At 65.8% G+C, this 22,374-nt stretch carries 19 protein-coding genes and 1 other RNA gene; 9 read left to right on the top strand and 11 right to left on the bottom strand.

The features are described from left to right. Positions 1–265: 265 nt before the first annotated feature. Together polA and EI171_RS02050 are read right to left on the bottom strand one after the other, a co-directional pair. Positions 266–3,337: a DNA polymerase I gene (gene polA / locus EI171_RS02055; RefSeq protein ID WP_161532441.1), complete on the bottom strand. Its 3,072-nt coding sequence runs from the start codon at positions 3,335–3,337 to the stop codon at positions 266–268. A gap of 216 nt (positions 3,338–3,553) precedes the next feature. Further along, entirely contained in the window at positions 3,554–4,621 is a 1,068-nt protein-coding gene (locus EI171_RS02050; protein WP_161532440.1) for an acyltransferase family protein, read from the bottom strand. Positions 4,622–4,814: 193 nt separating this feature from the next. Between EI171_RS02050 and EI171_RS02045 the strand changes: the two genes are divergently transcribed. The 4 genes from EI171_RS02045 to EI171_RS02030 all read left to right on the top strand — a co-directional run bounded on the left by EI171_RS02045 (position 4,815) and on the right by EI171_RS02030 (position 11,064). Continuing rightward, positions 4,815–6,131, top strand: coding sequence for a UDP-glucose/GDP-mannose dehydrogenase family protein (locus EI171_RS02045; RefSeq protein ID WP_161532439.1), 1,317 nt, complete (start codon positions 4,815–4,817; stop codon positions 6,129–6,131). A 122-nt stretch (positions 6,132–6,253) separates the two neighbouring features. Continuing rightward, positions 6,254–8,728 (top strand): ATP-dependent helicase HrpB, encoded by a 2,475-nt coding sequence (gene hrpB, locus EI171_RS02040; RefSeq protein ID WP_161532438.1) that lies wholly within the window; start codon positions 6,254–6,256, stop codon positions 8,726–8,728. A gap of 129 nt (positions 8,729–8,857) precedes the next feature. Next, positions 8,858–9,370 (top strand): TIGR02281 family clan AA aspartic protease, encoded by a 513-nt coding sequence (locus EI171_RS02035; RefSeq protein WP_161532437.1) that lies wholly within the window; start codon positions 8,858–8,860, stop codon positions 9,368–9,370. Positions 9,371–9,564: 194 nt separating this feature from the next. Then, positions 9,565–11,064 carry a phosphomannomutase/phosphoglucomutase gene (locus EI171_RS02030; protein ID WP_011090848.1) on the top strand — a complete coding sequence of 500 codons (1,500 nt, stop codon included), beginning with the start codon at positions 9,565–9,567 and terminating at the stop codon, positions 11,062–11,064. Between the two features lie 148 nt (positions 11,065–11,212). Here EI171_RS02030 and EI171_RS02025 read toward each other — a convergent pair whose 3' ends face one another. The 9 genes from EI171_RS02025 to EI171_RS01985 form a co-directional block, all read right to left on the bottom strand. After that, the gene (locus tag EI171_RS02025) at positions 11,213–11,722 is read right to left on the bottom strand and encodes an Lrp/AsnC family transcriptional regulator (protein WP_011090847.1); all 510 of its coding nucleotides are present in this window, start codon (positions 11,720–11,722) and stop codon (positions 11,213–11,215) included. A gap of 67 nt (positions 11,723–11,789) precedes the next feature. After that, positions 11,790–12,737: a sugar kinase gene (locus EI171_RS02020; protein WP_161532436.1), complete on the bottom strand. Its 948-nt coding sequence runs from the start codon at positions 12,735–12,737 to the stop codon at positions 11,790–11,792. Between the two features lie 13 nt (positions 12,738–12,750). Further along, positions 12,751–13,695 (bottom strand): NAD(+) diphosphatase, encoded by a 945-nt coding sequence (gene nudC / locus EI171_RS02015; RefSeq protein WP_161532435.1) that lies wholly within the window; start codon positions 13,693–13,695, stop codon positions 12,751–12,753. An 11-nt stretch (positions 13,696–13,706) separates the two neighbouring features. Next, positions 13,707–14,126: an HIT family protein gene (locus EI171_RS02010; protein ID WP_028175968.1), complete on the bottom strand. Its 420-nt coding sequence runs from the start codon at positions 14,124–14,126 to the stop codon at positions 13,707–13,709. A gap of 267 nt (positions 14,127–14,393) precedes the next feature. Beyond that, positions 14,394–15,521, bottom strand: a complete 1,128-nt coding sequence (locus tag EI171_RS02005; protein WP_161532434.1) for a muconate cycloisomerase family protein — start codon at positions 15,519–15,521, stop codon at positions 14,394–14,396. After that, on the bottom strand, positions 15,518–16,273 hold the full coding sequence (locus tag EI171_RS02000; protein ID WP_161532433.1) for an SDR family NAD(P)-dependent oxidoreductase: 756 nt from the start codon (positions 16,271–16,273) through the stop codon (positions 15,518–15,520). The genes EI171_RS02005 and EI171_RS02000 overlap by 4 nt, the downstream gene beginning before the upstream one ends. Then, on the bottom strand, positions 16,273–17,067 hold the full coding sequence (locus EI171_RS01995) for an amino acid ABC transporter ATP-binding protein (RefSeq protein ID WP_011090841.1): 795 nt from the start codon (positions 17,065–17,067) through the stop codon (positions 16,273–16,275). Before EI171_RS01995 ends, EI171_RS02000 begins: the two co-directional genes overlap by 1 nt. Beyond that, entirely contained in the window at positions 17,064–17,726 is a 663-nt protein-coding gene (locus tag EI171_RS01990; RefSeq protein WP_027547482.1) for an amino acid ABC transporter permease, read from the bottom strand. Before EI171_RS01990 ends, EI171_RS01995 begins: the two co-directional genes overlap by 4 nt. Before the next feature lie 137 nt (positions 17,727–17,863). Continuing rightward, positions 17,864–18,718 (bottom strand): transporter substrate-binding domain-containing protein, encoded by an 855-nt coding sequence (locus tag EI171_RS01985; protein ID WP_028175971.1) that lies wholly within the window; start codon positions 18,716–18,718, stop codon positions 17,864–17,866. A 182-nt stretch (positions 18,719–18,900) separates the two neighbouring features. On the opposite strand from EI171_RS01985, the gene ffs reads away from it, so the two are divergent. The 5 genes from ffs to EI171_RS01960 all read left to right on the top strand — a co-directional run bounded on the left by ffs (position 18,901) and on the right by EI171_RS01960 (position 22,352). Continuing rightward, positions 18,901–18,997, top strand: an RNA gene (ffs, locus tag EI171_RS01980) — signal recognition particle sRNA small type. 94 nt (positions 18,998–19,091) lie between these two features. Further along, the gene (locus tag EI171_RS01975) at positions 19,092–20,933 is read left to right on the top strand and encodes a DNA polymerase III subunit gamma/tau (RefSeq protein ID WP_028175972.1); all 1,842 of its coding nucleotides are present in this window, start codon (positions 19,092–19,094) and stop codon (positions 20,931–20,933) included. Positions 20,934–20,959: 26 nt separating this feature from the next. Next, positions 20,960–21,280, top strand: coding sequence for a YbaB/EbfC family nucleoid-associated protein (locus EI171_RS01970; protein WP_011090837.1), 321 nt, complete (start codon positions 20,960–20,962; stop codon positions 21,278–21,280). Position 21,281: 1 nt separating this feature from the next. After that, positions 21,282–21,884 carry a recombination mediator RecR gene (gene recR / locus EI171_RS01965; protein WP_011090836.1) on the top strand — a complete coding sequence of 201 codons (603 nt, stop codon included), beginning with the start codon at positions 21,282–21,284 and terminating at the stop codon, positions 21,882–21,884. Positions 21,885–21,914: 30 nt separating this feature from the next. After that, on the top strand, positions 21,915–22,352 hold the full coding sequence (locus tag EI171_RS01960; protein WP_011090835.1) for a hypothetical protein: 438 nt from the start codon (positions 21,915–21,917) through the stop codon (positions 22,350–22,352). Positions 22,353–22,374: the final 22 nt, after the last annotated feature.

Below are 22,374 nucleotides of genomic sequence, written 5' to 3'. Positions count from 1 at the left end.
GTGCAGGAGATGCGGTGGTTCTAATATGCGCGAGGCGGCGGAGCCATCGCGCAATTGCTCGGAGGACAATTCGATTCAGTGCGTGTCTCTCTGGCGTCGTCCCGGCGAAGGCCGGGACCCATACCCCCAGGGAGAAGTGTGGTGCGGGATCGTAGTGGGCAATCTTCGCCCAACTCGATCCTGTGGTTATGGGTCCCGGCCTTCGCCGGGACGACACCGTGTTTGTGGCGTCAGCGAAGCGCAAGTGAGCCGAGGCGAAGAGCCGTCAATGCGCCTCGTCCCAATTCTTCGCGGCACGCGCATCCACGTGCAGCGGCACGGACAGCAGCACGGCCGGGAACGGCGCGTCCTGCATGACGTGCTGCACGACCGGCAGCGTCGCCTCGACCTCGGCGTCCGGCACCTCGAAGATCAATTCGTCATGCACCTGGAGCAGCATCTGCGCCGAGAGTTTCTTCTCGGCGAGTGCGTCCTCCACCCGCGTCATGGCACGGCGGATGATGTCGGCTGCGGTGCCCTGAAGACGCGCGTTGATCGCGGCGCGCTCGTTGAAGGCGCGCACCGAGGCGTTGGACGCCTTGATGTCGGGGTAATGGCACTTGCGGCCGAACAGCGTCGTGACATAGCCGTGGCTCCGGCAGAAGTCCCGCGTCTCGTCCATATAGGCGCGGATGCCGGGGAAGCGCTCGAAATACTTCTTGATGTAGGCCGACGCCTCCTCGCGCGCGATGCCGAGCTGGTTGGCGAGGCCGAACGCCGAGATGCCGTAGATGATGCCGAAATTGATCGCTTTGGCCCGGCGGCGGATTTCGCTCGGCATGCCCTTGATCGGAACGCCGAACATTTCGGAGGCGGTCATGGCGTGAATGTCGAGACCGTCGCGGAACGCCTGCTTCAGCACGGGGATGTCGGCGATCTCGGCCAGCAGCCGCAATTCGATCTGCGAATAGTCGGCGGAGACGAGCTTGTGCCCGGGCGTCGCGATGAAAGCGCGGCGAATCTTGCGGCCGTCCTCGGTGCGCACCGGGATGTTCTGCAAGTTCGGCTCGTTCGACGACAGCCGGCCCGTCGTGGTCGCGGCCAGCGCGTAAGTCGTGTGCACGCGATGGGTCTGCGGATTGACGTATTCAGGCAGCGCGTCGGTGTAGGTCGATTTCAGCTTTGAGACCTGGCGCCACTCCAGAATTTTCTTCGGAAGGTCGTGGCCCTGCTCGGCGAGCTCGTCGAGCACCTGCGCGGTGGTGGACCATGCGCCGGTCTTGGTCTTGGTACCGCCCGGCAGGCTCATCTTGCCGAACAGGATGTCGCCGATCTGCTTGGGGCTGCCGACATTGACCGGCTCGCCCGCGATCTCCTGGATCTCGGCTTCGACGCGGGCCGCGGTCTGGGCGAAGTCGCCGGAGAGACGAGACAGCACCTGGCGATCGATCGAGATGCCGCGCCGCTCCATGCGCGCGAGCACCGCGACCAGCGGCCGCTCCAATGTCTCATAGACCGTCGTCATGTGCTCGGCGACGAGGCGCGGCTTCAGCACGCGCCAGACCCGCAAGGCCATGTCGGCGCCTTCCGCTGACAGCGGCGCGGCCTTGTCGATCGGCACCTGGTCGAACGTGATCTTGCCCTTGCCGCTGCCGAGCAGCTCGCCCTCCTTCAGCATGGCGTGGCCGAACCAGCGCTCGGCGAGCGATTCCAGCCCGTGCGAGCCGCGGCCGGCGTCGAGCACATAAGAGATCAGCTGGGCGTCGTCGGTGTTGCGCAAGGTGATGCCGTGCTGCGCCAGCATGACGGCGGTGAATTTGACGTCGAAGCCGATCTTGAGGATGCCCGATGATTCCAGCACCGGCCGCAACGCGTCGATCGCGTCGGCATGCTTGACCTGATCGGGCGCGAGGCCGGCATCGAACAGGCCGGCGCCGCCGCCGGACTGCTTGTGCGCCAGCGGCACGTAACACGCATCGTTCGGCGCGAGCGCCAGCGCGACGCCACAGAGATCGGCCTGCATCGGATCGATCGAGTTCGCCCTGATCTCGATCGCGACATGGCCGGCATCGTGAATGCGCGCGATGAAGGCGTTCAATTCGGCGAGCGTCTTGATCGCCTGGTACTTGCCGCGGTCGACCGGAAGCTTGCGCAGCGCCTCTTCGCGCGCGGCGGCGAGCGAGATCGGCGCGCCCTTGATGCTGGCCGACTTGCCGCCTTTGTCGCCGCCCGTTGCCGTAACCGCAGGAGCGGCGAAGAGATCGCCGGACGTCGCGGACGAGGTCGTCCTGGCCGCGCTGTCGCCGCCGCGGGCCTCGCTGCTGTTCGCCACATCGGCATCGACATTGGCGGGATCGATCTGCGAATAGTCGGCGACGCGGCGCGTCAGCGTGGAGAACTCCATCGCCTTCAGGAAGGCGATCAGCTTGCGCGCGTCGGGCTCGTGGACGGCGAGGTCGTCGAGCGGCACCTCCAGCTCGACCTTGTCGTCGAGCAGCACCAGCTTGCGCGAGATCCGCGCCTTTTCGGCATTCTCGATCAGCGCCTCGCGCCGCTTCGGCTGCTTGATTTCGGTCGCGCGGAACAGGAGCTGCTCGAGGTCGCCATATTCGACGATCAGCTGCGCCGCGGTCTTGATGCCGATGCCGGGGACGCCCGGCACGTTGTCGGTGGAATCGCCGGCGAGCGCCTGCACCTCGACCACCTTCTCCGGTGGAACGCCAAATTTCTCGATCACCTCGGGAATGCCGATCCGGCGATCCTTCATGGTGTCGTACATCGTGATCCTGTCGTTCACGAGCTGCATCAGATCCTTGTCGGAGGACACGATGGTCGTGGTGGCGCCGCGGTCGCTGGCCTCCCGCGCATAGGTCGCGATCAGATCGTCGGCCTCGAAGCCGCCTTGTTCCAGGCAGGGCAGGTCGAAGGCGCGCACGGCCTCGCGGATCAGCGCGAATTGTGGGATCAGATCGTCAGGCGCCGGCGGCCGGTGCGCCTTGTACTCGGGGTAGATCTTGTTGCGGAAGGTGACCTCCGACTTGTCGAACACGATGGCCAGATGCGTCGGCCGGTTGTCGGCGGGCATGTCGCGCAAAAGCTTCCACAGCATGTTGCAGAAGCCGAGCACGGCATTGACCTGAAGACCGTCGGATTTGCGGTTCAGCGGCGGCAGCGCGTGATAGGCGCGGAAGATGTAGGAGGAACCGTCGACCAGGAAGACATGGTCGCCCTTGCCGGCCGCCTTCGCCGCCACCGGTTTGGCAGCAGTTGTGGCAGCGGATTTGCTGTCGGCGGCCGTCTTGGGCGCGGCAGCCTTGGTGTCAGCTTTGGCGGTGGTCTTCGGGGATGTCTTGGGCATGGCCGCAATGTATGAATTTTTGCGGGCTTTGACAGCCTTTGGAGGGGGATTTTTGGGCTGACGGCGCGACTATCCCCCGCTGTCATTCCTCGCATCCCCACTGTCATTCCCCGCGAAGGCTCGGAATCCAGTACGCCGCGGCTTCTCGGCTCAATCACTGGCGTCTCGGCGTACTGGGTCGCCCGGTCGAGCCGGGCGACGACACCGAGAGTGCAGTTACTCCGCCGCCTGCAACCGCACGCCCGCCTTCTTCGGCGCGGTCCAGAACGCATCGGGGCGCTCAAACAGGAAATGGGCACCGAGCCGCAGGGCGGCCTGCCAGATCGCGAGCGATCCAAGCACGCCGGCGATGGTGACGATCAGCGACACCGTGCCGATATCAGGAATGACGCCGGTGCGCAGCAGCAGCGTGCGCGTTGCCGCCATCGGCAGGAAGAAGGCGAGATAGATCACGATCGAGTGCTCACCGCAGAAGCGGAAGAAGTTCAGCCACTGCGCGCGCGCGAGCAGCGTGCCCATCGTGATGATGGCGCAGGCGCCTGCAAAGCCGAGCAGGAGCGAGACGACCTTCCATTCGCTGGCCCCATACGCGACAAGGCCGGCATTGATCAGCGCCCAGGTCGCGAGCGCTGCGAGTGCAGGCCCAGGCTGGCTGCGCGCGCGATCCGACAGCGCGAACACGTAAGGCGCGAACAGATAGCCCGAATAGAAATAGACGAAGCGCGCGCAGAACTCGTCGATCGCGGTCCAGCCGGTCGCGATGCGCGCCGTCTCCAGCGCCGCGGCGATCAGCCAGATCGCGAGCGGCGGGACGCGCCGTGTCAGTTTTGTGACGACGAAGAAGACCGGCAGCAGGTAGATGAACCAGAGCGTGCCGAACGGCTCGATGAAGGATTCGAGGTACAAGAGGCCGACCTCGCGCCAGCTCGTCTCCGCCGCGAAGGCGGGCGCCTTGAAGCCGAACTGGATTGTCACCCAGACGACATAGAAATAGGCGAAATGCACCACCTTGCGGTCGAGATAGGTTCGCCAGTCGCGATCGATCACCAATGACAGGAACAGGCCCGAAATCAGGAAGAAATCCGGCATCCGGAACGGCTTTGCGAAGGCCACGGCGACATGCATGAAACCGGTCTCGCCCGCGGCGAGCTCGACCCCCAGCACCGAATGCATCATCACGACCATGACGATGCAGATGCCCTTGGCATAGTCGACCCAGTCGACACGTGCGGCAGAAGGGGCGTTAACGCTCCCGTTCCCAGGGATTGTGCCTGATGGTGCCATGGTGTCCCGTTTCGAGGCGTGTTCCACCCGGCTCTGTGCGGGCGTGATGCAGTGTGGGGCCTTGCGGCTTACGACTTCTTTACCGGTTCAATTCGCGTGCCGGTTTTTGCTCGCAGACTGTTCCCTTCCATCGGGAAAATGCTAAACCGCCCCGCATTGGGGTTTCGTTAACCAAGCCAAGACAGGGTTTCTCATGCGAATCGCGATGATCGGAACGGGCTATGTGGGACTGGTGTCCGGGGCCTGCTTTGCGGATTTCGGTCACGACGTCACCTGCGTCGACAAGGACGAGAAGAAGATCGCGGCGCTCCATCGCGGCGAGATCCCGATCTACGAGCCCGGCCTCGACGAGCTGGTCGCGACCAACGTCAAGGCCAAGCGGCTCGACTTCACCACCGACCTGTCGAAGCCGGTCGCGGACGCCGATGCCGTCTTCATCGCGGTCGGCACGCCGTCGCGCCGCGGTGACGGGCACGCCGATCTGTCCTACGTCTACGCCGCCGCGAAAGAGATCGCGCAGTCGCTGTCGGGCTTCACCGTCGTGGTGACCAAGTCGACCGTGCCGGTCGGCACCGGCGACGAGGTCGAGCGCATCATCCGCGAAACCAATCCCAACGCCGACGTCGTCGTCGCCTCCAACCCCGAATTCCTGCGCGAGGGCGCGGCGATCCGCGACTTCAAGTTCCCGGACCGCGTCGTGGTCGGCACCTCAGACGAGCGCGCCCGCAAGGTGATGGGCGACATCTATCGCCCGCTGTCGCTGAACCAGGCGCCGCTGATGTTCACGGCGCGCCGCACCGCCGAGATGATCAAATACGCTGCCAACGCGTTCCTCGCGACCAAGATCACCTTCATCAACGAGATCGCCGATCTCTCCGAAAAGGTCGGGGCCAACGTGCAGGAGGTCGCGCGCGGCATTGGCCTGGACAACCGCATCGGCACCAAGTTCCTGCATGCAGGTCCCGGCTTCGGCGGCTCGTGCTTCCCGAAGGACACCAAGGCGCTGATCAAGATCGCGCAGGACTACGACGTGTCCTTGCGCATCGTCGAATCCGTGCTGGCCGTCAACGAGAACCGCAAGCGCGCGATGGCGCGCAAGGTCAGCCAGGCGCTTGGCGGCTCGCTGCGCGGCAAGACCATCGCCGTACTCGGCCTCACCTTCAAGCCCGACACCGACGATATGCGCGATGCGCCGTCGATCCCGCTGGTGACCGGCCTGATCGACATGGGCGCCAAGGTGAAGGCCTTCGATCCCGTCGGCATGGAGCAGGCCAAGAGTGAGCTGCCCAGCATCACCTATTGCGAGGACGCCTATTCCTGTGCGCAAGGCGCCGATGCGCTGGTTGTCGTCACCGAATGGGTGCAGTTCCGCGGCCTCGATCTCGACCGGCTGAAGAGCGTCATGGCGCAGCCCGTCGTCGTCGACCTCCGCAACATCTACAGCCCCGAAGACATGCACGCCGCCGGCTTCACCTACGAGAGCGTCGGCCGTCCGTCGGCGCAGGGCTGATAGCGACACACGATTGTCATACCCCGCGAAGGCGGGGTATCCAGTAACCCCGATCTTCGTGATGATTGGGACCTGAGTTTACTGGATCACCCGCCTTCGCGGGTGATGACGGACCGAGACCTTTGCCCCGCAGCTTCGACACGCCCCTCCCGATCGATGCCGTGCTCGACGATTTGTCGCGCACGCTCGAGGCACACAATGCGGCCGTGCTGGTGGCCCCGCCCGGCGCCGGCAAGACCACGCGCGTGCCTCTGGCGCTGCTCGATGCGCCCTGGGCCAAGGGCAAGAAGATCATCGTGCTGGAGCCGCGGCGCATCGCGGCGCGCGCCAGCGCCGATCGCATGGCCAAATCGCTCGGCGAGCGGGCAGGTGAGACCGTCGGCTACCGCGTCCGTTTCGGCTCGAAGATATCGCGCGCGACGCGCATCGAGGTCGTGACCGAAGGCATCTTCACCCGTCAGATCATGGACGATCCCGGGCTCTCCGGCGTTGCCGCCGTCCTGTTCGACGAATTCCACGAACGCTCGCTCGACGCTGACATGGGCCTTGCGCTGGCGCGTGACGCGCAAACCGGCCTGCGCGAGGATCTGCGCATTCTCGTGATGTCGGCAACGCTCGACGGCGCCCGCGTCGCAAAGCTGCTCGGTGAGGCGCCCGTCGTCGAAAGCGAGGGCCGCGCCTTTCCGGTCGAGACGCGCTATCTCGGCCGCAAGGCGGACGCGCCGATCGAGCGGCAGATGGCGGATGCGATCGCCTCGGCGTTGCGCGCCGATGGCGGTTCGGTGCTGGCGTTCCTGCCCGGTGCCGCTGAAATCCGCCGCACCCAGAATTTTCTCGGCGAGCGCGTCCAGGACGCCAGTATCGAGATCGTGCCGCTGTTCGGCGCGCTCGATGCCGCCGTGCAGGATCGCGCCATTGCGCCGGCGCCGAAGGGCACGCGCAAGGTGGTGCTGGCGACCTCTATCGCGGAGACCTCGCTCACCATCGAAGGCGTGCGCATTGTGGTCGATTCGGGTCTTGCCCGCGTGCCGCGCTACGAGCCTGATATCGGCCTGACCCGGCTCGAGACCGTGCGCGCTTCGCGCGCCGCGGTTGACCAGCGCCGCGGCCGCGCCGGCCGCACCGAGCCGGGTGTTTGTTACCGGCTCTGGGACGAGCCGCAGACGGCGTCGCTCGCGCCCTACACCCAGCCCGAAATCCTCAGCGCCGATCTGTCCTCGCTCGTGCTCGACCTAGCGCAATGGGGCGTGGCCGATCCGGCGGCGCTGTCGTTCCTCGACCCGCCGCCGCAGCCGGCCTGGAAGGAAGCCAAGAGCCTTCTCAGCGAGCTCAATGCGCTGGATGGCGACGGCCGCATCACCGCGGAAGGCAAGAGCCTGCGCGCGCTGGCATTGCCGCCGCGGCTGGCGCGCATGATCGTGGATTCGCATCGCGCCGGCGCGGGCGAAGACGCCGCCGAGATCGCGGCGATCCTCACCGAGCGCGGGCTCGGCGGCGACAGCGCCGATCTCGAGCACCGGCGCGACCAGTTCCGCCGCGACCGCTCGGCGCGCGCATCGAGTGCGCGCGACCTTGCCCGGCGCTGGGCCTCGCAGGTCGCGGCGTCAGAGAAGGAGGGGCCGCAGGAAGATCTCTCGACCGGCCTGATGCTCGCCTACGCCTTCCCGGACCGCGTCGCGCGCAATCGCGGCAACGGCAGTTTCGTGCTCGCCAACGGTCGCGGCGCCGCCGTCGAGCAGACCTCGTCGCTCGCCCGCGCGCCCTATATCGCGATCGGCGAAATGACGGGCACGGCGGCGAGCGGCCGCATCCTGCTCGCCGCGCAAATCACCGAGGACGACATCGAGCGGCATTTCGCCGAGCATATCGAGACCGTTGACGAGATCTCGTTCGATCGCGGCGCGATGGCGCTGCGTGCACGGCGCAAGCGCGCGCTGCATGCGATCACGCTCTCTGAAGCTACGCTGGCTGTGTCGCCGTCGGAGGAGACCGCGCGCATCTTCGCGGATGGTCTGATCGCCGCGGGCCTCGACCGGTTGCCCTGGTCGAAGGCGGCCAAGCAATGGCGCGACCGCGTGATGTTCCTGCGCAAGGCCGAAGGCGACAGCTGGCCTGACCTGTCCGACGACGGGCTGATCGCGCGGCGCGACGACTGGCTGGTGCCCGCGCTCTACGACAAGATAGCGCTCAAGGATATCTCCGCCGGCGATCTCTCCGATGCGCTGATGGCGCTGTTGCCGTGGGAGATGCGCGCACGGCTCGACCGCGAGGCGCCGACGCATTTCGAGGCGCCGACCGGGACCGTGCTCGCGATCGACTACGAGGCCGAGCAGGGGCCGACCATCGCAGTGCGGCTCCAGGAGTTGTTTGGCCTCAACACCCATCCGTCGATCGCGGCCGGCAAGGTGCCGCTGGTGCTGGAATTGCTGTCGCCGGCGCAGCGCCCGGTGCAGGTGACGCGCGATCTCCCCGGTTTCTGGCGCGGCAGCTACGCCGCGGTACGCTCCGACCTGCGCGGCCGCTACCCGCGCCATCCCTGGCCGGAAGATCCGGCGAATGCATTGCCGACCCGGCGGGTCAAACCGCGCGGCACCTGAGAAATCACGAACCCGTATTAACCGTCCGCTCATCCTTTTCGTCAAAATGGCACTGGCCCGGCCGCGGCGTCGCTCGCGGACGGTCGTGTCGCGTGGTGAAATCGAGCTTTCCGGCTCGGAAGTGGTGTGATGCGTAACATATTGATCCTCGCGGCCATCATGATCGGCCTCGGCACCTTCATGGCGCAGATGGCGGACAGGATGAGCTCCGCTTCCGCCACGTCAGCGCCGCGCCCGACGGTCGCGGTCGCAACCACGGCGCCGGTCGGTGGCCGCAGCCTCGCCATTGGCCGCGACGGCCGTGGCCATTTCCAGACCGAGGGCCGGATCGAGGGCCAGCGCATCGGCTTCATGGTCGATACCGGCGCCTCCGTCGTTGCGCTGAACGAGACCTCGGCCGCCCGCTTCGGCCTGCGTCCCTCGCGCGGCGAGTACAACGCCACCGTCTCCACCGCCAACGGCACCATCAAGGCCGCGCGCACCCGCATCGCCATGCTGGAGGTCGGCGGCCTCGTCGTGCGCGACGTCGACGCCATGGTGTTGCCGGACGAGGCGCTGTCGGAAAACCTGCTCGGCCTCTCCTTCCTGTCCCGGCTGAAGCGTTTTGAGTACGCCAACGGGCAGATGGTGCTGGAGCAGTAAGAGCCTCCCAAAGGCTCCTGCGAACGTATATTTCAAAAAGCGTCGTTGTTTCGACCGCTCTCGCGGTCAGATTTCCCCCGTTGCTAAACTGCCGCAATTATAAGCCACAAGCTGCCATTCCCGCCTTCCGCTGCGGCCTGGCATTCGCTAAGGCTGCATCAAATCCTGCCCCCCCTTTTCACGAGACCGTCTCAATGTTTCCCAAGCCGAAATCCGTCTTGTTGCCCAACACCTACGCCTTCGAATCCGAGCCGATGGTGAAACCTACGGGTTTTCGCGAATACGACGCGCGCTGGCTGTTCCAGAAGGAAATCAACCTGATGGGGATCCAGGCGCTCGGCATGGGGCTGGGCGCACTGATCGCGGAACTCGGCGTCAAGCAGGAGATCGTCACCGGCCATGACTTCCGCGGCTATTCGGCCTCGATCAAATATGCGCTGATCTCCGGCCTGATGGCGGCGGGGTGCAAGGTGCACGACATCGGGCTCGCGGTGACGCCGATGGCCTATTTCGCGCAGTTCGATCTCGACGTGCCCTGCTGCGCGATGGTCACGGCCTCGCACAACGACAATGGCTGGACCGGCGTGAAGATGGGCGCCAACCGCCCGCTGACCTTCGGCCCGGACGAGATGACGCGGCTCAAGGAGATCGTGCTCAACGCCGATTTCAAGAACAAGGTCGGCGGCTCCTATCAATTCCACGAGAATTATCCGGCGCGCTACATCGCCGATCTCACCAGCCGTCCAAAACTGACGCGCAAGCTCAAGGTCGTCGCGGCCTGCGGCAACGGCACCGCGGGCGCATTCGCGCCGCAGGTGCTGGAGGCGATCGGCTGCGAGGTGATCCCGCTCGACACCGAGCTCGACCACACGTTCCCGAAATACAATCCGAATCCTGAAGACATGGAGATGCTGCACGCGATCCGCGACGCGGTGCTGCAGCACAAGGCCGATGTCGGCCTCGGCTTCGACGGTGACGGCGACCGCTGCGGCGTCGTCGACAACACCGGCGAGGAAATCTTCGCCGACAAGGTCGGCGTGATGCTGGCGCGCGACATGTCGGCGATCCACAAGGACGCGCAGTTCATCGTCGACGTGAAATCGACCGGCCTCTTCATCACCGATCCGGTGTTGCAGAAGCAGGGCGCCAAGACCACCTATTGGAAGACCGGCCATTCCTACATGAAGCGCCGCACCCACGAGACGGGTGCGCTCGCCGGCTTCGAGAAGTCGGGCCACTTCTTCTTCAACAAGCCGTATGGACGCGGCTATGACGACGGCCTCGTCTCGGCGATTGCGATCTGCGATATGCTCGACCGCGCCCCCGGCAAGTCGATGGCCGACCTGAAGAACGCGCTGCCAAAAACCTGGTCGTCGCCGACCATGTCGCCGCATTGCGCCGACGAGGTCAAATACGGCGTCATCGACGCCGTGGTGAAGCATTTCGAAGGCTTGCAGGCCAAGGGTGCCAAGATCGGCGGCCAGGCGATCCGCGATCTCGTCACCGTCAACGGCGTGCGCGTCACGGTGGAAGACGGCAGCTGGGGCCTGATGCGCGCCTCCTCCAACAAGCCCGAGCTCGTGGTCGTGGTCGAGAGCCCGGTCTCCGAGCAGCGCATGCACGACATGTTCGAGATGGTGAACAGCGTGCTGCGCACGCATCCCGAAGTCGGCGCGTACAATCAGACGATTTGAGAGGGGCCGGTATCACCACATGCACTGCGTCATGCCCCGCGCAGGCGGGGCATCCAGTACGCCGCGGCCTCTCGGTTCAATCGCAGGCGTCTCGGAGTACTGGATCGCCCGGTCAAGCCGGGCGATGACACTTTTCGTGTGGTGAGCTCTAAGCCGCCACCACCGCCGGAATCGGCAGCGCGGTGACCGACTTGATCTTCTCCATCGCGAAGCGCGAGGTGACGTTCTTCAGCGGCACGGCGCTGATCAGCTTCTTGTAGAACACGTCATAGGCCTGCATGTCCGCGACCACGACGCGCAGCATGTAGTCGACGTCGCCGGCCATCCGGTAAAACTCCATCACCTCGGGCATGGCGCTGACGGCCTCGGCGAACTTCTTGAGCCAGGCGTCGGAATGATCGGAGCTCTCGACCGAGACGAACACGGAGATGCCGAGCCCGATCTTGTTCTGGTCGACGAGGGCGACCCGTTTCAGGATCACCCCGTCGGCCTCCAGCCGCTGGATGCGTTTCCAGCAGGGGGTCGAGGACAGGCCGACACGATCGCCGATCTCGGCGACGGACAGGGAGGCATCCTCCTGGAGTACCATCAGGATCTTGCGGTCGATGGCGTCGAGGCGGCGGCTGGTCTCGGGGATCTGGACGGCGAGGTCAGTCATTTGAAGAACTTTGTTTCATTATAGGGGTCGATTTCCCTGATATAGAGAAAATCTTTCCACGACAAGCCTATAATCTTGGCGACCCGCCCGGCGCCCCCGCTGGCGGTCCGTCTAAAAGCCTTTCAACTTCAACGCGTTGCGGGGCAGCCAGGCCGCCACCATGGCGGGTACATTTCAGCGCTGCGGCAGCCGCGGCGAATCGCAGCGCCTCCCGTACCACCGCACCCTCGGCCAGGCGAAGCGTGAAGGCGCCATGGAAGACGTCGCCGGCGCCGAGCGTATCGACCGCCTGAACCGGGAAGGCCGGTGTCTCCTCAAGCTCGCCTGCATCGTTCAGCCAGATCGTACCGAGGGGACCGCGTGTGGCGGCGAGGAAGGCCGACGTCAACCTCGCCAGGTGCCGCAATGCTTCGCCGTCGTCGGCGATGCCGGCAGTCTCCTGCACCTGTTCACTGGCGAACAGAAGATGCGAGGCCGCCGTGAGCAGGCCGTCCTGCAGAGACATCGCGCGGTCCACGCCGACGACGGCGGGAATGCCGCGCCGGCGTGCCTCGGCGCAGAGGGAGGTCGCGAACCCTGCACAGCGGCTTTCGACGAGGACCGCCCGACAATCGGCGAGCAGGGCGTCGGCATCGGGCAGCTCCACGCTCCACAGGCCGGGATCGCGATAGATCGTGAGTGTCCGCTCGCCGGAGGGCTCGATCATGATCGCGGAGACGGGCGTCGTCACATCGGGCATGCGCACGATATGGCTTGGGTCGATACCTTCCTGCGCCATCCGTTCGAGAATGAAGCCGCTCGACGTCTCCCGCGCATCGCCCATGGGACCCGCGAACGAGACGCGGCCGCCAAGCCGTGCCATCGCGATCGCGGCATTGAGCGCGTTGCCGCCGCAGATCTCGGCAAGATGCGTGGCATTCGCCTTGCTGCCGCGCGCGGGCACGGCCTCCACGCGAAAGGTCAGGTCGCGCACGGGAATGCCGATGCAGAGGATGCGCGGCGCGGTCCCGGCCATCGCTGGCCTCAGCTCAAGCGCCGCTCTTGTCGTGCACCCAGCGGCCGAGCAGATGATGGGCGATGGCGAAGGGATGCGGGCCGGCGAGCCCGTCGGGATGCGTTCGCGTCAGCATCAGTGCCGCCTCCTCGCGCGTGAACCAGCGCGCATCCTCCAGCTCGGAATGATCGACGACAATGTCCTCGTTCAGCGCCCGCGCGCTGCAGCCGATCATCAGCGACGACGGGTAGGGCCACGGCTGCGTCATGTAATACTGCACGTCGGTGCAGCGGATCCCGGATTCTTCGAGGATCTCCCGGCGCACCGCGTCCTCGATGGTCTCGGCGGCCTCGACGAAGCCGGCGAGGCAGGAAAACATGCCCGGCGGAAACTGCTTCTGGCGGCCGAGCAGGCATTTTTCTCCGGAGGCGACCAGCATGATCACGACCGGATCGGTGCGCGGAAAATGCTCGGCCTTGCAGGCAGGGCAATCGCGCTTCCAGCCGCCTTCCTTCATCGCGCTGCGCGTGCCGCAATTGGCGCAATAGCCGTGGCGCTGGTGCCAGCTCACCATCGACTTCGCCATCGCGATCGCCGAAAGCTCGTCGGGGGGAATCGCGCCCTGCATGGCCATGCCGCGCAGCTCGGTGAGGCTGTAGTCCTCGCGGCCGACCAGCTTCTCGGCGGCGGCCTGCGACAGGCCCATGCCGAACACAGCGGCGCCGTCGCGTAAGCCTAGGAAGATCGTGCCGGGATTGGCGCCGCATTTCAGCGCCTCGTCGATTCCCAGCAGCGCGCGCACGTCTTCGCCTTCGCGCTTCACCAGCAGCGAGTCGCGGTGGACGACATAGGCGCGCGAGGACGGCTTCTGCTCCAGCGCGAACAGCTTTTCGTCGTCGCGGCGCAGATGCGCGGCGCGGTCGAGGATGTTGGTGACGAAGGCCGGCTGTCCCAGCGGAAATGCGTCGAATGCTGACATTTCTTGTTCTTTCAACCCAACCAGATTTTTCGGCGAAGCGCGCTGATGAAATTCTGCACCTCTGTGGCGTCATGCGCCAAGGGCTGCATCACGCCCCAGACCGGCCGCGGCCAGGCGGCGTCACCGGTGCGGCGGGCGATGATGTGGACGTGAAGCTGCGGCACGAGGTTGCCGAGCGCCGCGATATTGAGCTTGTCGCATTTGGTGATCTCCTTCAGCGCGCGCGAGACGCGGGAGATCTCGGTCATCAGCTGCGCCTGCTGCACCTCGTCGAGATCGATGATCTCGACCGCATCGACGCGCCGCGGCACCAGCAGCAGCCAGGGATAATTGGCGTCCTTGATGACCAGCACCTTCGACAGCGGCAGGTCGCCGATGTCGATGGTGTCCTCTTTCAGGCGGGAGTGCAGCGACCAGGCGGGTTCGGACATGAAGGTTTTCCGGATGGCCCGGTGGGGTCGGGCTTGTTGGGCCCGACCATACGATACCGATTCCGATAGGGGAAGGATCGGGGCTCCGCCGGTACTGCATACACGGTCGTCGCCCCGGACAAGCGCAGCGAAGCGGAGCGCTGGTCCGGGGCCCATAACCACAGGGAGTAGTTTGGCGAGGACACGCAGTTGCCAGCCCCCGCCACCACCTCTTCCTGTGGTTATGGATTCGAGGCTCGCGCTTTGCGCGCCCCGGAATGACAGAAACTACGCCTCCGCGAGCACCCGTGCATTGGCGCGGACCGAGGCCTCGGTGACACGGATGCCGAGACCGGGGCCGTCGGGCACCACCACGTGACCCGCGCGGTTGGCGACGCGCTCTTCCAGCACGTCCTCGGTGAGCACATGATGCGGCATGTAGAATTCGCAGCCGAGCGAGATGCCCGGCGTGGCCGCAATCAGCTGCGTACCTGCGGCAAGGCCGATGCCGCCCTCCCACAGCGTGCCGCCATAGCCGGGCAGGCCGGCAATGTCGGCGATCGCCATGATCGCCTGCGCCTCGAACAGGCCGCCGGCCTTCATCAGCTTGATCGAGACGGCGTCGGCCGCCTCGCGTCGCACCACCTCCATCATGTCGCGGCGGTCGAAGCAGCTTTCGTCGGCGAGCACGGGCGTTTCCAGCGCCGCGGAGAGCTGCGCCATCACGTCGAGATATTTGCGCGGCACCGGCTGCTCGATGAAGGTCGGCGCAAACTCCTCGACATCGCGCAAAATCTTGATGGCGCCGAACGGCGCCAGCGCCTGGTTGTAGTCGACACGGAGGTCGACCTTGTCGCCGAATTCCTTCCGGATTGCCTCGAGATGATCGAGATCCTCGCGATGCGGTTTTACGCCGGTCTTGACCTTGTAGATGACATTACCGTCCGGAACCATCTTTCGCATGCGCTCGAGATCGGCGGCGAAATCGGGATCGGCAATCGAGAACGACAGCGGGATCGTGTCGCGCACGCGGCCGCCGAGCAAATCGGCGACCGACAGTCCCGACGACTTGCCGACGATGTCGAGCAGCGCCATCTCGATTCCGACTTTGGCCTCGGCATGGCCGACCAGCGCGCGGTCGAGCTCGGCCATCAGCGCGCGGATGCGGCGCACCGGCTTGCCGAGCACGATCGGCCTCAAATAAATGTCGAGCGCGGAGAAGGCTGCTTCCGGCGTTCCTGTAAAGACCTCCCACGGCGCTGCCTCGCCCCAGCCGATCACGCCGTCGCTTGACGTGAGCTCGATCAGCACGCGCTTCACCGTGCCCTTGACGTTGCCGACGCCCTGCAGGCGCGCCATCTTGATCGGGCTTTCGATCAGGAACAGCCTGATGCGTTCGACGGTCGCTTCGGTCATGTCAGGCCTCCATTGACGTGCCAGACCTGGCCGGTGACGTAGGATGCTTTGGGGGACGCCAGGAAGGCGATGATTTCGGCCACTTCCTCCGGCCGCCCGCGGCGGCGCATCGGAATCAGCGCTTCGGTCGCAGCGATCTGCTCGGGCGACAGCCGGCTCTCGCTCGGCTTGTCCTTGACGATGAGGCCCGGTGAGACGGCGTTGACGGTGATGCCGTCTTTCGCGAGTTCGACCGCAGTGAGCCGCACCAGCGCCTCCAGAGCGGAGCGGCTGGCGGCCGTTGCCGCGAACGGCGCAAACTCGGGGCGGATCGCGTGGGCCACGAAGGACGACACCGCGACGATCCGTGCGTCGCGGCCGGCGCGCAGCAGCGGCAGCGCGGCGTCGACCAGACGCGTGAAGGCCAGCGCGGATTCGTCCATCGCCTGGCGGAATTCATCCGCCGGCGTGCCGATCGCGCTGCCGCGGCGGGCATGGCCGCCCACGAGGATCAACCCATCGAGTCGGCCGAAGGCGGTTTGCGCAGCGGCGACGGCGTCGATGGCGGCGGCCTCCCCGGCGAGGTCGCCGAGGCATTTTGCGACCACAGCGCCTTGCGCTTCGGCTTCCGCCGCAGCGGCATCGAGGCCGGCCGCATTGGAGCGCGTGTGCAGCAGCAGCGCGGTGCCGGGTGCCGCGAGCAGTCTTGCGGTGGCGCGGCCGATGCCGCTGGCGGCACCGGTGACGAGATAGACGCGATTGAAATCGGACATCAGGATGTTGCGTTGGCCGGCGGCAGCGCGCCGGTGCGGTGGAAATGGCTGAGGAAGGCACGCGTCGCGGCTTCCTGGGGATTGTCGATCACCTGCCGCGCTGGGCCTTCCTCGACGACGACACCGTCGCGCATGAAGATGAGGCGGTCGGCGACCTCGCGGGCAAAGGCGATCTCATGGGTCACGATCACCATGGTCATGCCCTCCGAGGCCAGCCGCTGCATGACGGCGAGCACCTCGCCGACGAGTTCAGGATCGAGCGCCGAGGTCGCCTCGTCGAACAGCATCACGTCCGGCTCCATCGCCAGCGCCCGCGCGATCGCGACGCGCTGCTTCTGTCCGCCGGAGAGCGTCGCCGGATATTGGTCCGCCTTCTCGGCAAGGCCGACCTTGGCGAGCTGCGCCCGCGCGAGCTTCTCGGCGTCGGCCCTGGCCATGCGGCGCACCGTGACCGGTCCCTCCATCACGTTCTGGAGCGTGGTCATGTGCGGGAACAGGTTGAAGTGCTGGAACACCATGCCGGTGGTGGCGCGGAATCTTGCAAGTGTCTTCACGTCGGGCAGCTTTGCGCCCTCGCCGAACTGGAAGCGTGTATCGCCGACGCGAACGCTGCCGCCATCAGGCGTCACCAGAAGATTGACGCAGCGGAGCAGCGTCGACTTGCCCGAGCCCGACGGGCCGATCAGCGCCACGACGCCGCCCTTGGCGACGTCGAGGCTGATGTTCTTCAGGACCTCGTTGCTGCCGAAGCTCTTGCGTAAGGCGCGGATCTCGATCTTCGAAGTGTCGCTCATTCGCCGACCGCCAGTCGCTTCTCGCCGCGCCGGACGATGATGGTGAGCGGAATCAGGATCGCGGCATAGGCGACCGCGACCGCCGTGTAGGTTTCCAGCGGCCGGTAGCTGTCATGGGCCGCGACCTGGCTCTGATAGACGAGGTCAGGCACCGCCAGCACTGAGACCAGCGAGGTGTTCTTGAACTGGATGATCGACTGGTTCATCAGCGCCGGGATCATGCGCTTGATCGCCTGCGGCAGCACGATGCGCCGCATCGCCTGGCCAGGGGTCATGCCGAGCGCGGCACCCGCTTCGGACTGGCCCTTGTCGATCGAGACGATGCCGCCGCGGATGATCTCCGAATAGAACGAGCCGCCATAGAGCGATAGCGCCAGCGCCGAGGCCGTGATCGGCGTCATCTCGACGCCGGCGAGGATCGGCAGCGCGTAATAGAACCAGATCAGCTGCACCAGGATCGGCGTGCAGCGGAACGCCTCGATGAAGGTGAGGGCGACGAGGCGCACCGCCTTGAAGCGCGACAGGCTGCCGAACGCGCCGAACAGGCCGAACACCAGTCCGAGCACCACGATGACCACGGTGAAGCCGACGGTGACGCCGAGCCCGTTGAGAAAGAGCCAGCGATAGCTCCAGAGAATGCCGAAGTCCCAGTGATACATGCGTGCGTTTACTCGTCGCGGGTGCCGTTTGCACCGTCATTCCGGGGCGCGACGAAGTCGCGAACCCGGAATCCAGAGATTGCAGTGCGAGATTCCGGGTTCGATGCTTCGCATCGCCCCGGAATGACAGTGGGAGCTTACAACGAAACGCCCGGGGGAATGTCCGCCTCGGTCACGCCCACCAGCTCCATGTTGGTGATGATCGCGTTGCGGATGAAGCCGAGGCCCTTGTTGAAGTCGATCCAGGTGTTGACATAGTCGCGCCAGGTCTTGTCGGTCTCGCGGCGGAAGCCGGCGTTCGACGTGGTGGCGAAGATCGGCGTCGGCAGCACGAACTGGCCGAGCGAGGGATTCTTTTTCAGCACGGTCAGCGACAGCATGGTGATCAGGCATTGCGCGTCGACGCGGCCGGTCTGGAGCGCGGCGGTGGCGTCATCGGCGGTCTTGAGGCGCGAGATCTGCGCCTTCGGTATCAGGCGGCTGACGACCTGGTCGTGCGAGGAGCCCTGGTCGACCGCGATCTTGACGTCGGGCGAGTTCAGCTCGGCCCAGGTCTTCGGCTTGAAGTCCTTCTTGCAGAGGATGCCAAAGGCGTTGTTGAAGACCGGCACGGAGAAATCGACCACCAGCGCGCGCTTCGGGGTCGGATTGAGACCGAAGAAGATGTCGATCTTGTTGGACTGCAGGTCCAGCACCGAATTGCCCCAGGTGGTCTCGGTGATCTCGAGCTCGGCTTCCATGTCGTCGGCGAGCGCCTTGGCGATGTCGATGTAAAAGCCCTTCCACTGGCCGCTGGCGAGGTCCTTCATGTAATAGGGCGCGCCGCCGCCGACCGCGCCGATCCGCATCTTCTTGGTGCGGCGGATGCGGGCGAAGGTCGATTCGTTCGGATCGGCGGCCTGGGCCACGGCCGGGGACGCCAGTGCGCCCGCGGCCATCGCGCCAACGGCGCCAAGTCCGACAATCGATGCAACATCACGACGTGTAACCATTGGGATCAATCGCTTTTCTGGTTGGATGGGGTTCCGGCAAGGTTCTAGCAAGGTGGTCTCATCAGCGAAAGCACAGCCTGTCGGCTGGGCAGACCGGGAATTGCCCGGATGCTGGGCAAACTCAACCGGTTCAAGCTGATACCCGCTTGCTTTCCCGACCTTTTGGCCCCAAATAGGGACCGGGAGATTGGCGGTGGACGAGCCACTCGCCAACCGGGTCAGGTCCGGAAGGAAGCAGCCCTAACGAGGTCCGGATCGGGTCGCTCGTCAGTCTCCTACATGTTTTTCCGAGCGAATTGCGCCGGCGGCCCTGCCGCCAGCGCGCTCCTTTCCGCAAGAGCCGGCCGAGAGAGATTTCATTGCGGATCGACCGATGACCGACGCTGGCGCCCCTCCTAACCCCGATAGCGCCAGCCAGGCTGGCAACGCGCCTTACCGGGTGCTGGCGCGCAAATACCGCCCCTCCTCGTTCGACGACCTGATCGGCCAGGAGGCCGTGGTCCGCACCGTCTCCAATGCATTCGAGACCGGGCGTATCCCGCAGGCCTGGATCCTCACCGGCGTCCGCGGCGTCGGCAAGACCACCACCGCGCGAATTCTTGCCCGTGCGCTCAACTACGAGATGCCGGACGGCTCAGTGAAGGGCCCGACCATCCACATGCCGACCTTGGGCGTGCATTGCCAGGCGATCATGGAAAGCCGGCACATGGACGTGCTGGAGATGGACGCGGCCTCGCATACCGGCGTCGACGACGTTCGCCAGATCAATGACAGCGTGCGCTACGCGCCGGCCAGCGCCCGCTACAAGGTCTACATCATCGACGAAGTCCACATGCTGTCGACGGCGGCGTTCAACGCCTTCCTGAAGACGCTGGAGGAACCGCCGGAGCACGCCAAGTTCGTGTTCGCGACCACGGAGATCCGCAAGGTTCCGGTCACCGTGCTGTCGCGCTGCCAGCGTTTCGACCTGCGCCGGGTCGAGGCCGACGTGCTGATGAAACACCTTGCCAACATCGCGGCGAAGGAAAGCGTCGAGATCGAGCCCGAGGCGCTGGGCATCATCGCGCGCGCCGCGGAAGGCTCCGTGCGCGATTCGCTGTCGCTGCTCGACCAGGCGATCGCGCATGCGGCAGGCACGGTGAAAGCCGATGCGGTCAGGCAGATGCTGGGCCTCGCCGACCGTACGCGTGTGATCGACCTGTTCGATTCGCTGGCGCGTGGCGATATCGCCGCCGCCTTCAAGGAGTTCCGCGACCAGTACGACGTCGGCGCCGATCCGATCGTCGTGCTCTCGGACCTCGCCGAGTTCGTCAATTTCGTCACCCGCGTGAAAATCGTGCCGGCGACCGCCGACAACGTCGCCTATGGCGAGACCGAGCGGGTGCGCGCGCGGGATTTCGCCTCGAAAATCTCGATGCGCGTGCTGTCGCGGATGTGGCAGATGCTGCTCAAGGGCATCACCGAGGTGCAGGCCGCGACGCGCCCCGCCGCCGCCGCCGAGATGGTGCTGGTGCGCATCGCCTATGTCGCCGACCTGCCGACGCCGGACGAGGCGATCCGGATGCTGGAGCAGAACGGCGGCGGCTCGCCGGTCGTGAGCGGCGGCAGTGCGGCGCGTAGCGCGCCGGCCGCGCCGGTTGCGTCTGCTGCGCCTGTCGCCTCGGCCGCGCCCATGCGCGCGCCGACCTCATCGCCGTCATCGTTCGGCGGCGGTGCTGCCCGGCCGCAGATGGCGGCGCCCGCGCCGGATCCGCAGGCCGCGGCACCCCAGCTGCGCATCACGAGCTTCACCCAGCTCGTCGCGCTTGCCGGCCAGAAGCGCGACATCATGACCAAGGCCGCGCTCGAAGCCGACATGCGCCTCGTCCGTTTCGAGGAGGGCCGGCTGGAAGTCGCGCTCGAGCCCAATGCCTCCAGGACCATGATCACCGAGCTCGCGCGCAAGTTCGAACTCTGGACCGGCCGGCGCTGGACCGTGATCGTCTCCAACGAGCAGGGCCAGCCGACGCTGCGTTCGGTGAACCAGGCCGCCAAGCAGGAGCATGCGCGTACCGCGGAGGCCGATCCGCGCGTGCAGGAGGTACTGTCGCGCTTCCCCGGATCGAAGGTCGTCGAGGTCCGCAGGCTTGCCCCCGAGACGCCGGAATCCAATATTAACGCCGACTATGGCAGTGACGATCCGCCCGACGGTTCCGATACCGACGACGATCTCTGAGCCTATCTTTCCAAGGACACGGGACTATGGCTGACTTTCTCGGCATGATGAAGCAGGCGGCGCAGCTGCAATCCAAGATGCAGGAGATGCAGGACGCGCTCGGCAATGTGGAGGTCGAAGGCATCTCCGGCGGCGGCCTCGTCGTGGTGCGTATGACCGCGAAGATGGACGTCAAGGGCGTGAAGATCGATCCCTCGCTGATGAAGGCGGAAGAGCGCGAGGTGCTCGAGGACCTGCTCGTGACCGCGCTCGGCGATGCCCGCCGCAAGGCGGAGGCCGCCGTGCAGGAGAAGATGCAGTCGCTCACCGGCGGGCTCGGCCTGCCGCCGGGGCTGTTCGGCCAGTAACATGGGCGCGGTTGCAGGTCCCGAAATCGAGCGGCTGGTGCAGCTTCTCGCACGGCTGCCGGGCCTCGGTCCGCGCTCCGCGCGGCGCGCCGCGCTGCATCTGATCAAGAAGCGCGAGGCGCTGATGATGCCGCTGTCCTCGGCCCTCCAGGTCGCGCTCGACAAGGTCCAGGTCTGCAAGACCTGCGGCAACATCGACACGCAAAACCCCTGCACCGTCTGCACCGATCCGAAGCGCGATCCCGCGATCATCGTGGTCGTCGCCGATGTCGCCGACCTCTGGGCGCTGGAGCGGGCCAATGCCACTCAAGGGCGCTATCATGTGCTGGGTGCGACATTGTCGCCGCTCGACGGCGTCGGCCCGCAGGATCTCACCATCGACGCGCTGGTCGCGCGCGCACATGCTGCCGAGGTCCACGAAGTCATCCTGGCGCTGAACGCGACGGTCGACGGCCAGACCACGGCGCACTACATCACCGACCTGCTTCAGGACGCCAACGTAAAAGTAACCCGGCTCGCCCATGGTGTGCCGGTCGGCGGCGAGCTTGATTATCTCGATGAAGGTACGCTATCGGCCGCGATGCGGCAGCGGACCCTGTTCTAGCTATCCTACAGACCCCACGGAACGGACGACATGACGAAACTTTTCGCCACTCGATTGGCTTTGGCCGCGACGATGATGCTGCTGGTGACGCCGGCCATCTCCGCGCAGCAGGACGACGCGGCGCCGCCGCCGCCCAAGCCAGGCAAGCCGATCAACACCGGTGACGTGCTCTCGGGCGAGCTGAACGCAATGAAGGTGCGCGACGTCAAGAACGCCGGCAAGCGGATCGCGATGTATCAAATCACCTCCGAGCCGCGCCGCCTGCCGGCGCCGAACGGGCTGTGCAATCTCGAAACCGGCCCAGAGACCTTCCAGCTCGTTCCGAGCGGCGATGCGCAGGCCGCGCAGCTGAAGACCTTCGTCGGCAAGGAAATCTCGATCAAGGTCGACGAAGTCGCCTGCGCCAGCGACCCCGGCCAGATGAGCGAAGCCGTGGTCACGAAGTGGAGCATCATCAAGAAGCAGTAGGGGGTGATTCGCGACGCCTTCT

The organism is Bradyrhizobium sp. LCT2 (genome assembly GCF_009931255.1).
GTDB lineage: Bacteria > Pseudomonadota > Alphaproteobacteria > Rhizobiales > Xanthobacteraceae > Bradyrhizobium > Bradyrhizobium diazoefficiens.
Note: the sequence above shows the minus strand (reverse complement) of the source record. Positions and strands in the feature narration are given on the sequence as shown.